The organism is Enterobacter sp. CPE_E890, from assembly GCF_046521475.1.
Lineage (GTDB): Bacteria > Pseudomonadota > Gammaproteobacteria > Enterobacterales > Enterobacteriaceae > Enterobacter > Enterobacter adelaidei.
The window spans coordinates 3818809-3831654 of the sequence record NZ_JBKFZW010000001.1; the positions used below are offsets into that span (position 1 = coordinate 3818809).

At 48.6% G+C, this 12846-nt stretch carries 19 protein-coding genes and 3 tRNA genes; 11 read left to right on the top strand and 11 right to left on the bottom strand.

Annotated elements, in window-relative coordinates; genetic code table 11:
- Positions 1–317 precede the first annotated feature (317 nt).
- The 11 genes from ACLHV9_RS18870 to ACLHV9_RS18920 form a co-directional block, all read right to left on the bottom strand.
- A tRNA-Gly gene (locus ACLHV9_RS18870) sits at positions 318–392 on the bottom strand.
- Positions 393–395: 3 nt separating this feature from the next.
- A tRNA-Thr gene (locus ACLHV9_RS18875) sits at positions 396–471 on the bottom strand.
- A gap of 77 nt (positions 472–548) precedes the next feature.
- A tRNA-Ile gene (locus tag ACLHV9_RS18880) sits at positions 549–625 on the bottom strand.
- Positions 626–714: 89 nt separating this feature from the next.
- Positions 715–1209, bottom strand: coding sequence for a hypothetical protein (locus ACLHV9_RS18885; protein WP_407220961.1), 495 nt, complete (start codon positions 1207–1209; stop codon positions 715–717).
- A gap of 86 nt (positions 1210–1295) precedes the next feature.
- Complete coding sequence (locus tag ACLHV9_RS18890) at positions 1296–1490, bottom strand: hypothetical protein (RefSeq protein WP_102790075.1); 195 nt, start codon at positions 1488–1490, stop codon at positions 1296–1298.
- A gap of 173 nt (positions 1491–1663) precedes the next feature.
- Positions 1664–2467, bottom strand: a complete 804-nt coding sequence (locus ACLHV9_RS18895) for an antitermination protein (RefSeq protein WP_270008768.1) — start codon at positions 2465–2467, stop codon at positions 1664–1666.
- The gene (locus ACLHV9_RS18900; protein ID WP_407220962.1) at positions 2464–3324 is read right to left on the bottom strand and encodes a helix-turn-helix domain-containing protein; all 861 of its coding nucleotides are present in this window, start codon (positions 3322–3324) and stop codon (positions 2464–2466) included. The genes ACLHV9_RS18895 and ACLHV9_RS18900 overlap by 4 nt, the downstream gene beginning before the upstream one ends.
- Complete coding sequence (locus tag ACLHV9_RS18905) at positions 3324–4292, bottom strand: toprim domain-containing protein (protein WP_023325720.1); 969 nt, start codon at positions 4290–4292, stop codon at positions 3324–3326. The genes ACLHV9_RS18900 and ACLHV9_RS18905 overlap by 1 nt, the downstream gene beginning before the upstream one ends.
- Positions 4289–5905: a DEAD/DEAH box helicase family protein gene (locus ACLHV9_RS18910; RefSeq protein WP_407220963.1), complete on the bottom strand. Its 1617-nt coding sequence runs from the start codon at positions 5903–5905 to the stop codon at positions 4289–4291. Before ACLHV9_RS18910 ends, ACLHV9_RS18905 begins: the two co-directional genes overlap by 4 nt.
- Positions 5906–6315: 410 nt before the next feature.
- Positions 6316–6624 (bottom strand): hypothetical protein, encoded by a 309-nt coding sequence (locus ACLHV9_RS18915; RefSeq protein WP_407220964.1) that lies wholly within the window; start codon positions 6622–6624, stop codon positions 6316–6318.
- Between the two features lies 1 nt (position 6625).
- Entirely contained in the window at positions 6626–6856 is a 231-nt protein-coding gene (locus tag ACLHV9_RS18920; protein WP_032635279.1) for a transcriptional regulator, read from the bottom strand.
- Between the two features lie 133 nt (positions 6857–6989).
- On the opposite strand from ACLHV9_RS18920, the gene ACLHV9_RS18925 reads away from it, so the two are divergent.
- From ACLHV9_RS18925 to ACLHV9_RS18975, 11 genes are all read left to right on the top strand, one after another.
- Complete coding sequence (locus tag ACLHV9_RS18925; RefSeq protein ID WP_343582737.1) at positions 6990–7697, top strand: helix-turn-helix transcriptional regulator; 708 nt, start codon at positions 6990–6992, stop codon at positions 7695–7697.
- Positions 7698–7852: 155 nt separating this feature from the next.
- Entirely contained in the window at positions 7853–8173 is a 321-nt protein-coding gene (locus tag ACLHV9_RS18930) for a hypothetical protein (protein WP_336222631.1), read from the top strand.
- Positions 8163–8357: a hypothetical protein gene (locus tag ACLHV9_RS18935; protein WP_343582745.1), complete on the top strand. Its 195-nt coding sequence runs from the start codon at positions 8163–8165 to the stop codon at positions 8355–8357. Before ACLHV9_RS18930 ends, ACLHV9_RS18935 begins: the two co-directional genes overlap by 11 nt.
- 172 nt (positions 8358–8529) lie before the next feature.
- Positions 8530–8754: a hypothetical protein gene (locus tag ACLHV9_RS18940; protein WP_347795192.1), complete on the top strand. Its 225-nt coding sequence runs from the start codon at positions 8530–8532 to the stop codon at positions 8752–8754.
- Positions 8755–9120 carry a hypothetical protein gene (locus tag ACLHV9_RS18945; protein WP_407220965.1) on the top strand — a complete coding sequence of 122 codons (366 nt, stop codon included), beginning with the start codon at positions 8755–8757 and terminating at the stop codon, positions 9118–9120.
- A complete protein-coding gene (locus tag ACLHV9_RS18950; RefSeq protein WP_407200477.1) occupies positions 9113–9325 on the top strand; it encodes a hypothetical protein in 213 nt (70 codons plus the stop codon). Before ACLHV9_RS18945 ends, ACLHV9_RS18950 begins: the two co-directional genes overlap by 8 nt.
- Positions 9297–9518: a hypothetical protein gene (locus tag ACLHV9_RS18955; RefSeq protein WP_023325729.1), complete on the top strand. Its 222-nt coding sequence runs from the start codon at positions 9297–9299 to the stop codon at positions 9516–9518. Before ACLHV9_RS18950 ends, ACLHV9_RS18955 begins: the two co-directional genes overlap by 29 nt.
- A 100-nt stretch (positions 9519–9618) precedes the next feature.
- Positions 9619–9930 (top strand): hypothetical protein, encoded by a 312-nt coding sequence (locus ACLHV9_RS18960; protein ID WP_407220966.1) that lies wholly within the window; start codon positions 9619–9621, stop codon positions 9928–9930.
- Positions 9920–10129 carry a hypothetical protein gene (locus ACLHV9_RS18965; protein WP_000050710.1) on the top strand — a complete coding sequence of 70 codons (210 nt, stop codon included), beginning with the start codon at positions 9920–9922 and terminating at the stop codon, positions 10127–10129. Before ACLHV9_RS18960 ends, ACLHV9_RS18965 begins: the two co-directional genes overlap by 11 nt.
- Positions 10084–11256, top strand: coding sequence for an Arm DNA-binding domain-containing protein (locus ACLHV9_RS18970; protein ID WP_032625797.1), 1173 nt, complete (start codon positions 10084–10086; stop codon positions 11254–11256). Before ACLHV9_RS18965 ends, ACLHV9_RS18970 begins: the two co-directional genes overlap by 46 nt.
- A 324-nt stretch (positions 11257–11580) precedes the next feature.
- Positions 11581–12810: an integrase domain-containing protein gene (locus ACLHV9_RS18975; protein WP_176691087.1), complete on the top strand. Its 1230-nt coding sequence runs from the start codon at positions 11581–11583 to the stop codon at positions 12808–12810.
- Positions 12811–12846 lie beyond the last annotated feature (36 nt).

The window sequence follows — 12846 nt, forward strand, 5'->3', positions numbered from 1 at the left end:
AGGGTTCAGGCCCTCGGGACGATTGAACAATTAGGCATGTCGATGATGGTTCCCAGAGCCTGAAATAAGAAAAGGCCACCAGATGGCAGCCTTAGAAATGAAAAAGCCCACCGAAGCGAGGCTATTTGAATTGAGGCACCTCATCCAACAAACCACCCGAGGTTAATTGGATTTTGACGAGATGCTTTTGGATGAGCGCTGAACCCAAAGGTCAGTATTTTCACACAGCAATTTTGCAAAAAGCAGCGCCCATTCAAAACCGGGGCGCTTTTCAGTCACTCCGGAAAACCCATCATCGCAGACCGAAAAGCTTAAACTGGAGCGGGCAGCGGGAATCGAACCCGCATCATCAGCTTGGAAGGCTGAGGTAATAACCATTATACGATGCCCGCATATGGTGCCGACTACCGGAATCGAACTGGTGACCTACTGATTACAAGTCAGTTGCTCTACCTACTGAGCTAAGTCGGCATTGGTCCGCCACCGGGGCCTCGAACCTCGTACTACAACATAAAGTTGCCGCTCTTCCCGATGAGCTAGTGGCGGTCTGGTGGCCCTTGCTGGACTTGAACCAGCGACCGGGCGATTATGAGTCGCACGCTCTAACCAACTGAGCTAAAGGGCCGGGAGCGAGATGATACATAAGTCAAACTACCCACGCAATATCAATGGTTTTTATGTTTGCCTTACATCCATCCAAGCATCATAAAATAGCTACTCAGCCGGAGAATGGTTAGAACCAGGATGATCTTTAAGGATATTATCTAAAAAGACAGACTTGATATAATCAATTACGTCTAAATATTTATCCTTTCCGCTCACGCTTGAAAATGTTTTTTCATCAAAAAAGCCCATACCTGTCACAACAAAGGTTATTAGGCCATTGACGAGACGAATATTCATTGTAAATGACTCAACCCTTATATCATTTTTAGATGAATCATCAAGGACTGTATTTACACTTACAGTAATACCATCATGAGGATGAACATTTAAGGAATCAGCATCGCTGAGTATACCTTTTGACAAAATGCTCACATACTTACGTTGATTCCCTTTGCCATCAACAAAACTCTCGCCAGGAAAATCAAAAGAAGCAATATATTGACTCATAAATTCGCGGAACACACTTCGGAGTTGCTCATCATGTTTTTCAATAGCAAGCTTAACTTGTGCCCGTTTCTCTTTGAAATCATTAAACGATGTCATATGAAAGCCTTTTTAACATGCTAAAGGTAACAGTATGACATTTGGATGATAATGAGAAAACCCCACCAATAGGCAGGGTTAAATTTTTATACAGGTAGTCTTTGAGGTTTTCCCATATGATATGCAACCCGACTGCTTTTGCTACCGTCTTCCCAGATCGTGGTGTTTTCGGTAATCATTAGGATTACCCAGCCTTTAGAAAGACCCAAATTGACTTGCTCAACATCCTCAACGATCCGTACTTCTTGAATCTTGCTTAATAGGCTTTCATCTGTGCTCATCAACTGACCCTCAGTAGAAAAAACACAACATATCAAATGAGAAGAGTAAATACCTTGCTGCAGATAAAAAAACCCGCTTGTAAGCGGGTTTGGTTTCGCGCAGGCGCAATAACCTACGATTTGAAGCATACACGACAAGTTCGGACAAAATCAAGCTTAAAGTCGCTAATCTGCTAAATTTTGTTCGCATCATCACGAAAGTTCGTTGCGTCCTGAAACGCCGAGTCTGCTTTTTGTTCTTCCCTGTGGCAGACGTCGACAAGCACCTCCAGAAAAGGTTTCCAGTTACGGGTCCATGTTCTAACGTGCAGCTCCGGGACTCGCTTCAGTATCGCTTTATAGGCTGCCGTAGACGGCACCCCAGAAAATCCATTTCCGCTGCATCGCTCACAGGTTTTAAACACCGGCGCGCCGCGCTCGCTTGTGGCTTTGCGGTCGAGCACCTCACCTTTGCCGCCGCAACGGCATCGGGCCAACAACTCACCTTTACCGTTACATGCCGCGCATTTACGCTTGACCAGTTCGTGCTTGATTTTCGGCGGTACGATTTCCATTCCGTCAGAGTTGAAGACTCCAGGATGTTTGATCACATCCTCATACTGAGAGGTTAATCCGCTGCCGCTGCAGCTGTGACACGTCACGCTGGTTTCAGCTGATCGGGAGTATTCGGCAAAGGCGAATTTTGCGAGCACCAGCATGCACCAACCAAACTCTCCTGCAGCTGCTTTACGTACATTCCTGGGCGCTGATTCAATTGCATGACGCGCCAAAGCCTGTACAGCCAGCTGCTCATCGCTTTTGCTGATCCCGGTCTTACCAAAGAAGGCAGCCAGACCAAAACGCGCTCGGCTGCTGGTGGTACCAATGGCCGCCATAACATCGGTGCCGGTGATACGATCCGGAGAGGTTCCTTTCACGTCGTCGCTGATGTGCATACCCTGAGGGCTAAAGTGTTTTAGTGATGCCTCCAGTTTCATTCTTCACACTCCCCTACCAGGTTAAGAATCACCGCCGCGCCGTGGTTTTCCATGTACTGGCCCTTTTCACTTTCAAGAAACCAACGGCATACCTCGATAGCTTCTACTCGCGTCACGGGTTTGATGGTTGCCAGCAATTTTTCAAGGTAGCGCTCGCGGTCATATACCGATTCGTGATGCTCGGAGTAACCAAATTCATAGCCCTGTTCTTTAGTTGCAGTGTGGCGAACGCTGTAGAGCCAGTCCCAGTAAACAAACTCACGAACAACATCAGACAACGTATAAGGCCCAGGTAACACATCGTGATATCCATCAACAAATCCTCGTCGCTGTTCATCAATTTCGTTCATACGGCTGCCGTTAATGCTGCCTACTTTCTTCTCGGCCGGAGTCCATCCCCAATGGTGATCGTCGATAAATTTCGAGGAAGACTTGATTACTCGCTCGGCTTCAACATCTTCGAGCGCTGCCTCATAGCTGCCGAAAGTGGCCCTGACTGATGCTGCTTTTTTGATGTCCTCCCGGGCGTTCTTGATTGCCTGTGCCGGGTTATCCATGCCGATGGTACTGAAAGCAACCTGGAAAGGATCGCCACCATTCGCCAGCAGATAACGCGCGTAACGTTCCTCGGCCTCTTTTGGGGAGATTTTAATTTTCTCCAGCGCGGCTTCGGCTGCGTCTAAATGTGCGGGTTCGTTCAGGCGGATAACCTCCAGCACCCAAAGATAAGCGTCAGTTTGCTTATGCCCGGTGATTCTCCGTTGCTCGGGCAGAGGCTTGATGTTTGCGAGGGCGGAGCTGTGCGCTGCCGTCGGGATGGTGAATAGTGCTTTATGTTCGTTGTTATCAATACGCATTACGCAGCCGCCTTTTTCTTGTGGAAAACCAGCTCACGAACCTGATCACCGTTCATGAGCATATTGTTGAAATCATCGTGATCCGGCCAGTACACGCTCACACGCTGCAGGTCATTCTTTGCCAGCAGATTGGCATGAGCGCATTCATACGCAGCCGCCAGCCCGGTGGCGCTGTTCTCGTCGCGGTCGGCAAAAATAATCAGGTGCTTAACACCAGCAGGAACGCGGAATTTCTTCATGAAATTTGCCGTCATAGTCGCCCAGGTATTCACGTTATAAATCTGGTGCGCAGATAGGGCCGTTTCGATGCCTTCGGCAATGCCCAGGGTGCTGGCGACCGGGAACATACGGATCGCAACTGACCGGGCATGATCGAGATAGTTATCTTCCTGTAGTGATTTCTGTCGCTTTGCGCTGGCCCCGATATCAGCCTTTTTTGCGCCATCGAGTAACGTCTGGTGGAGGTAACACAGCTCCCCTTTATCGTCTGTTGCCAGTGAATAGATCGACTGGTAGACACGGCCGTTATGCCGTTGCTTTGGGTTTAACCGTACCGCCTCAGCTGGAAGCTTAAAAATACCGCGAGAATTAAGGTAATCGGCGCCGGAGGTACCGCGTAAAGGAGCCATTTTTGCAAAATTGTTGAGTACCTTTTTTCGCAGTTTAGAAGCGTCACTGGCTTCAGGCACTTTGTCACGCCTGAACGTATTTCCGATCAGCTCATCAATTTCGCGGCAAACCTCGTTAAATGGTTTGCCCTGGGTTTTGGTCACCAAGTCCAATCCCGTGCCGTAGCCGCAGGTGCAAATCCAGGTTCCCGCGCCGTCGCGGTCATCGATGCGGAATTTACCAATCGAATCACAAAGCGGACATTTGCCTCTGAAATGGTGTTTACCGGTGATCGGCGGCAGTCCGTAATGTTCGAAAATCATGGCCCATTGGCCTTTTGCTGCTTCTGCCGTCTTCATGCTCGTTTTCCTAACTGCTGTTTGATATCGCTAATCGCTTTCTGTGCTTGTTGTACTGAGGATGGGGCTGCCGTGCCTGATGCCTCCTGCAGACGCTTGGCCTTCTCCTGCCCTTTCGCATACGCAATCAATTTGTGCCGGATGAAATTAGAGACGGTCGGCGTGATCTCCATCGGGAAATCGCTCAACCCGTTAGGCCACTCGTCAAACCGTTCGCGAAAGGTGTTTGCGCACCAGCCATCGCTGACGGGCTTTTTCCCCTGCGATACGCGCTGGCGCTGATAGAATTTGATCTGACTCCACCAGGCCTGTTTCTCTGCCTTCGTGGGCTGATGCTGGTTTTTACCCAGCTTTTTGAGTTTGCGGCCCGTGTCGGTATCGACGTCCTCACCGCCCAGCGGCTTATGCCCACATTTCGGGCATACATAGACGCCAGCTGGCTTCATGTAATGGCATTGAGAGCATTCGTGTGGCAGCTTTTCAGCCCGTTCCTCAGCTGCGCGGCGCGCGCTTTCCTCCATGCCGTCAGACTTACCGGGAAGATCGTCGTACTCGATTGAATCCGGATAACCCAGACGGTGCACGGTGCCGCTGTGATCGAAGATGAGGCAGGACTCTTTACCCGGTGCGGTGCGCAAGCCACGCCCGAGCGCCTGCAGCCAGCGAATTTCGCTCTTAGTTGGCCTGGCGTAGATGATGCAGCGAACATCGCTATCGAAGCCGGCCACCAGAACGCCCACACTAACGATGATTTTCGTTGCACCAGTTTCAAAGCGGTGAATGATGGTCTGGCGCTCATCCACTGGAGTGTCGGCGGTCATGACCTCAGCGTTAACACCCGCCAGGTTAAACTGGATTGTCAGGTAATTGGCGTGGGCTACGTTGACACAGAAAGCGATGGTAGGCAGATCCCGGCCATTCTCCAGCCAGTTCTGTACGATATCGCCCACCAGCGTAGAGCCGCACATGATTTCAGCCAGCTGCGTTTCGTTGTAATCACTGCCGTACTCAAGCGATGCTTTGGTTTTAACACCTTTCAGATCCGGCTTAGTTGGCGCGTAAAATTCGTATTTACTCAGATCGCCACGCTGGATTAACTCGCCGATGGTGGTCGGCTTAATCAGTCGGTCATAGTATTTACCCAGGAACGGGGAAAACGGAGTACCCGACAGGCCAATCACCTTTACGCCTTTGCCGCGCAGACGTTCGATATCCTTCAGGATGCGTTTTTTACGCAGGTGTGCTTCGTCGATAATCAGCAGATCGATATTTTCAGGAAAAACACGACGAATAAGCGTGTCGGCGCTGGCAATCTGAATTTTCCGGTCCGGATCGTAGTTCGGGTGATCCGCCCAGATATAACCGATTTCATCCCCCGGTAACCCGTACTCCACGAACCGATTAGCCGTCTGACCGATCAGGATGGTGTACGGTGCACAGAACAGGACACGCATACCACGGCTGACAAACCCGGCAACGATGAAGGCGGCCAAACCCGTTTTACCGCTACCGGTTGGCGAGTACACCATGAAGGTGTCGTTTGCCTTCCAGTCACGGCGCAACATCTTTAGCGCTCGTTCCTGTGCAAAATTCGGCGTGATCGTCAGCTCCATTGTGCTGCCCCCGTGCTGATGAGATAATCATTTTGTGATGTGGTTTTCATGGATTCCCCCTCACATGGCTGGTGGCCTCCCCAAAGGCTGCCAGCCCCCCTTCTGATTCAGCTCCTCTGAAAAATCACTCTTCCAGGAAGAACCCTTTTCGTTTCTCAGCGCCTGAGCGCTTTGTACTACTTTGCTGATACAGGCGTTTTTTTAAATTGCGCCCTTAAGACAGTGATCTACTTAACCAATGGATCTCTCCTGTTGGAAAAGACCCTATTCCTGCCCCTACACCCAATCCCCCTTACCCCCTTTCCCTCTTCCCCATAAAAACGTACTACCTTCCTAGTACATATGAGGAGTTGGGTCAGTTGGTTGCCAACCTGAACAGGCACCTTTAAGCCTGCTCTGTTCGGGTACCTTTAAACCCGAAACAATGAGGAGCGCGATTGCGATCCAGCCAGGGGAGGTTCGGCGGTATACCCCTGTAAAGCTCTGCCCTGATTTCTCACAAACAGGCGAAGCCTTGTGTTTGCTTCATGCCTTGCCCGGTTCTCCTTGCGGTACGAAACGGGTTCGGCCTCGAACGTCTCCTGATACACTGCTGCATAACGCTGCATGGCTTTTTGTTTGGCGGCCATACTGAGTGACTGCAGTTGCTCACCTATCCACTGACTGTCCGCAAGGCAAAACACAGCTGGCATCTCTAACTGCTGAAATGCCTGTGACATATCAGATATCCCCGGAAGGTCGTGGGAATACCGTAGGGATATCAGGCCGTAATTCGTATGGCTTAACCTCCCCGTTTGTAGCCATTGAGATAGCGACTGCATTTTGAGGGGAAATCTTCTGATGGTTGTTCAGCCACTTCCAAACAGCCCCCTGAGTGACACCGATGGCTCTAGCCAACGCAGATTGGCCCCCTGCCAATCTCACTGCTTTCTGGATAGCGTTTTCTGACATATTAGCGCCCTTAAAAATACTTTAGGATTTGGATGATATTACTATAGTATTAATTTAGCAAGAATACTCTAGTGTTGAACGGAAAAAGCTTTTGTACTAAATTAATCCGATCGTATTAACCAGAGGCGAAATCATGAGTGGAACGACTTTTTCGGACCGGCTAAGAGACAGCATGCAGAAGGCTGGGCTGACCCAAAGCCAGTTGGCTGAAGCAGTCGGCGTGTCACAGGGGGCAATTCAAAAACTAGTATCTGGTAAGGCAAAGTCGACAACTAAGCTTGTTCAGATAGCTAATGTCCTTGGTGTTCGCCCAGAGTGGTTAAGCGAAGGCGTTGGTGCGATCCGTAAATCAGATGATTTCCCTCCAGAAGAAAAGTGGACCAAGGTCGAGACTTGGGATAGCAGCACACCTATAGAAGCTGATGAAGTGGAAGTCCCATTCCTTAAAGATATTGAGTTTGCATGCGGTAGCGGCAGAGTTATGGAAGAAGATTACAACGGTTATAAACTGAGGTTTTCGAAGTCTACCCTGAGAAGAGTTGGAGCAAGCACGGATGGTTCAGGCATTATCTGTTTCCCGGCTGCCGGGAACAGTATGGAACCACTCATACCAGACGGTACAACAGTGGCTGTTAACATCGAAGATAAAAAAATCGTTGATGGAAAGATTTACGCGATCAATCAGGAAGGATGGAAGCGGATCAAACTCCTATACCGGACAGGTCCGGATGAGGTGACTATTCGTAGCTATAACGCAGAAGAGTACCCTGATGAGGTAGTGAAGATGTCCAGCGTAGAGGTCGTTGGTAGAGTGTTTTGGACATCTACAGTTTGGAACTAAGCCGGGGAAACCCGGTTTTTTTTGCTCAAAAAAAATAAAAAACCATTGGTTTCATAAAGTTAACCACAAAAGAAAATAAGATTAATACTATAGTATTGACGCAGGATTAATCCTCCCCTATTCTCATCTCATCGGCAAACAACGGAGCCAGTGAGATGAAGACCAATACGACAATCAAAAAATTATATCAGCTTGTTGATATTCCAGATTTTCGCTACAGCAAAGATAGTTCAAGTATTGATTATGGTGATATTGCATCAGATTGCGATACTAAAACCGTGTCTATCTTCGAAGCCATTAACCATATCAGTTTGAATATTTTCTCCATTGCTGAAGATAAAGAAATAAGCAAAGAAAAGATATTAAACCTTTCTTGTATCATCGCTGACCTTGCAGAAATTGGAATGGCAACGAATAAAATTTCTCAAGCTGCCTCATATCTTTCTGGATTAAAGGATGGCAATCATGGCGCATGAATTTTCATTAGAACAAGCGAAAGAGAAAGCATATCAGGCAGAAATAATCTGCAAAATGATTGAGTTATATCCCAACAAAATGGACTGTTCTGAAATAGAGGCCATTGCAGCATTATTAAGTAAGTTAACAAGTGATGTCTGTGCCTGGTTAATTGAAGAGCAAGCCATTAGAACCAACCCTTAGTTTTTTTAGATTCCTAAATAAATAACAGCTTTATTGCTGTGGGGATTCCATACACTTTTTAGGAAAAACTATGATAAACATCAACGCCTTTAAGACTGCAAAGTTATTTTGTTCAGCCGGTTACTGGGATATCGCGAATTTATATCTTAGGAAAGCATACGGGAGGTAAATCATGTCAACACAAGATCGCCAAGACGTGCAAGGTGTGAATATTAAAGCTGAACAACTTAACTTCCTCATGCAAACAATTCACGCTCACCATAAGGATTTTGACTGCCATCAACTTGACGGCCTTTTAGGTCTGGCTTATGACCTTGCCGGGTCGGTATATAGCTGGACAGAGGAAGAGGAAAGGATCGTATTAGCAAATGAAGATGCACAAAGAAAGGTGTGTTAAATGGAGAATTTAATCACTACTTATCGTCGACGAATTTTAAAGGCTGCGTTATCACGCCACCAGCGTAAAACCGGAAGCACCTGCATCATTATTAATATGCCTAAGGGGAGAATAAACACCGTCGAATTAACAGAAATACTGCTTGATGGTTTGTTGAGACGATTCGAAAAGCTGGCTCTCAGTGAATACGGGAATATTGACGGCGTAAAAGCCATCAGAGGAATTTACAGCAACGCCGTAGATGTGAATGGCAGCGGTGAGTTCCTGACAGAAAGCGGAAAGGCATTAATCGACTATCTCATTGCTGAGCTGGTCGAGTTTGCCAAGAAACAAAAATCAGTCACAGCGGAGACAAGCCATGAGTGATCAGACATCAATTATCACGCACGAACCAGTAAATATCGTGCTGACAATCGAGAACGGGAAAGTTATCCACGCGCGCCCGGTTCAGAACGGCGAGGTTACAGCATCGCTGGAGACTTTTTTATGGATGGCTGAACGCGCCGGTTACACGATCACCCCACCTGCAGGAGAGAAGGACAATGGCCCTGACAGCGATACGAATTCCTGAGTGGGTGCATCTGCAGGCGGTCCATGTCCTCCGCCAGTTCAGAGCCAGGCGGATTCATCCCTGCCGTATGCACGGCTCCGGAAACCTGAGCCTGAGGGTTAATCGCCGCTGGCGGCTGCTGTCCCGAGACGGCGGCCAGAACTGGGAAGTAATGAGCCATGAACGATACAGCAAACTGAAGGACAGAAAATGAAAGCATTCTTCCTTTCTCTGCTGTTTGGCCTGTTGCTGGTGGCCGTCGTGTTCGGCGCGCTGATTGAGTATAAATTTTTGATAGGTTTCTGAGGCATGCCATGAAAAAAGGTACCACTGAAATTATTGAACGCTGGACCCGTTTAGCGGTGGAGGCCAAAGAGCTGGGGCTCGCCACCATTCCCATCGATCCGGAAAACATGTTGATGGTGCTGGGGGATCTGCCGGCCAGTTCGGCTGAAAAGTCAGCCGATTGCAAGAATGACTATCAGGATGCGATCGACATCTTGCGCGACAGAGCTGCTCGCGAACTCGATGGTGGTTTTCGCGCTCATCACAACGCCCTGATTTATGCAGTTAATGAACTGGAAAATGCCCAGGCTTTCGGGCGGGAGGTCAGTTATGAGTCTTGACTGTGTACCCCTTTCTACGTACTGCAGGGACGCGGGGGAAACGGTAGAAGCCGTTAACAAACGGATACAAAGGGGGTTATGGAAGGAGGGAGTACATGTATTAAAAGTCGATGGCGTTAAAGAACGCTGGATTGACTTAACGGAGGTTTCAAAGTGGGCAAGAAAGAACAAGGATCATTATCTCTCCCAAGAGGAGTAACCATCCGCCAGCATAAAACTGGCGACACTCTGGTTATCACTTTCACATACAAAGGGGTTCTGTGCCGGGAGCCCCTCTCCAAAATGGAAGCAAACGCGCGCGGTGTGAAGTACGCCGAGCGCCTGCTCGGGGAGATACAAAACCAGATCGTCAGTGGCACCTTTGAATATGCGAAATATTTCCCCAACTCCAAAAAGCTGGAGCTGTTCGGGGTGGTTAAGAAAACCAAAAATATAAAGTCTTACCTGGACGAGTACCTGAAAATCTGCCAGAACCGCAACCTGTCCCCGTCGACTATCAACGGTTATGAAAAATGCCTGTCGGCGCTGTCAGCTCTGCATAAACTCCACGTGTCAGAACTGACGCCAGCGGTCCTTAAAAACTGGATAGCCAGCCGGAAAACAAAGCTGAAAACGACCAGGAATAACCTTTCGTTTCTGCGCAGCGCCATCGATGAAGCTGTTACGGATGGCCTGCTGACCATTAACCCGGTAACCCTCGTCAGCGCCAGCCGGTACCACGTGATCGACAGCAGCCCGAGCGCCGACGATTACGAGGTTGACCCGTTTACGCCAGCGGAAACCCTCGCCATTTACCAGAGCTGCAGGTACCCGGAATGGGAAAACCTGTTCCGCTTTGCTTTCAATACCGGTCTGCGGAGCTCCGAACTGTGCGCGCTGCGCTGGCCTGATCTCGACACCATCGCGAACACAGCCCACGTTCAAGCGGCCAGTGTCGTAGGGGTACTTAAAGGCACCAAGACAAAAGCCGGTACCCGTAAGGTGGAGCTGAACAGTGAGGCGCTGGCGGCCCTGCAGGCGCAGAAGCAATACACCTTTATGAAAAGTGAGTTCATATTCAGCGACCCGAAAACGGGAGAACCCTGGGCGAACGCCGACGCTATCCGTAAAAAAGCATGGGTGCCGACCCTGAAAAAAGCTGGCGTGCGCTATCGTAACCCGTACCAGACGCGGCACACATTCGCCACCAAGCATATCAGCCAGGGCGTTAACCTCTTCTGGCTTGCCGGACAGATGGGCCACAAAGGGCCGGAAATGATATTCCGCAACTACGGTAAATACCTGGCTGAATATGACGGTAAAACCGCGATTTCAGCCGCGCTGTAGCGGGGGAAATATTTCAAAATGTTGGACAGAATCAGGACGTTATACAGACCTCAATATGCACGTAAAATGCACTTGAGGTATTTAACAGCAAGAGAATTCTTTATTTTCAATGAGTTAAACACCTTTCGGACGCGAGTTCAACTCCCGCCAGCTCCACCACTTTTTAGTTGTTTGAAGTACAATGAAGTCTACTAAGCCCGCACAGCACAAGCTCTGCGGGCTTTTTTACGTCTATTCTCGTCCAGTGAGAATTGCTGAGAACTATCACTTATGGCACCCTGAATGGGACCCACAATGAAGGGTCCAAAAACCGAGGGTCCCAAAATGGCAAAAATCGCTAAGAAGCTCACTGACACTGAAATCAAAAGCACCAAGCCAGCCGACAAAGAAATCAACTTGTTTGACGGTGATGGTTTGATCCTGCGAATCGCTCCTCTCGCAAAAGGAGGAAAGAAGAATTGGTATTTCAGGTATGCAGTGCCAGTGAGTAAGAAAAGAACCAAAATGAGCCTTGGGACCTATCCTCACCTAACACTGGCAAGAGCCAGAGCCTTACGAGATGAATACCTTTCCTTGCTTGCCAATGGCATTGATCCTCAAGTCCATAACAACGATAAAGCTACTGCCTTAAAGAATGCTACTGAACACACTCTCCAAGCCGTGGCAAGGAAATGGTTAGATGAGAAGGTAAAGACCTCAGGTATCTCACAAGACCATGCAGAAGACATCTGGCGAAGCCTGGAGAGAAATATATTTCCCGGCTTGGGTAATGTTCCTGTCAATGAGATCCGACCCAAACTCTTAAAACAACATCTTGACCCCATAGAAAAACGAGGTGTCCTTGAAACACTTCGCCGCATCATATCCCGTCTGAATGAAATTTTCCGCTATGCAGCAACTGAGGAACTTATCGAGTTCAATCCGGCTGACAACCTTGGCCAACGGTTCAGTAAGCCTACAAAACAGAATATGCCAGCTTTACCCCCTTCCGAGTTACCCCGCTTCCTAATGGTGTTAAACAATGCTTCCGTTCGTTTGGAGACAAGATTGCTGATTGAATGGCAATTGCTGACCTGGGTTCGTCCAGGGGAAGCCGTTCGTGCGAGATGGGCCGATATAGATACTGACAACTCAATGTGGAACATTCCGGCTGAGTTTATGAAAATGAAGAAGCCCCATAAAGTTCCACTAAGCAAAGAAGCTTTGCGAGTCCTGAAGTCAATGAAAGCGATAAGTGGGCATCGTGAATGGGTGTTTCCAAGCATAAAGGCTCCTCTTAACCATATGCATGAACAAACAGCTAATGCGGCCATAATCCGTATGGGCTTCGGAGGTGAGCTTGTAGCCCATGGAATGAGATCTATTGCACGAACGGCCGCAGAGGAGTCTGGTAAGTTCAGAACAAATGTCCTAGAAGCGGCCCTTGCCCACTCGAAGAAAGATGAAATTATTGCAGCTTACAATCGTGCTGAGTATCTCGCAGAACGAGTGGGTCTCATGCAGTGGTGGAGTGATTACGTTTTGTCTCAAAAATACAAAGCTCATGTAGCATGAGTCTGACAAAACTCACATATAATTATTGGCAAGACT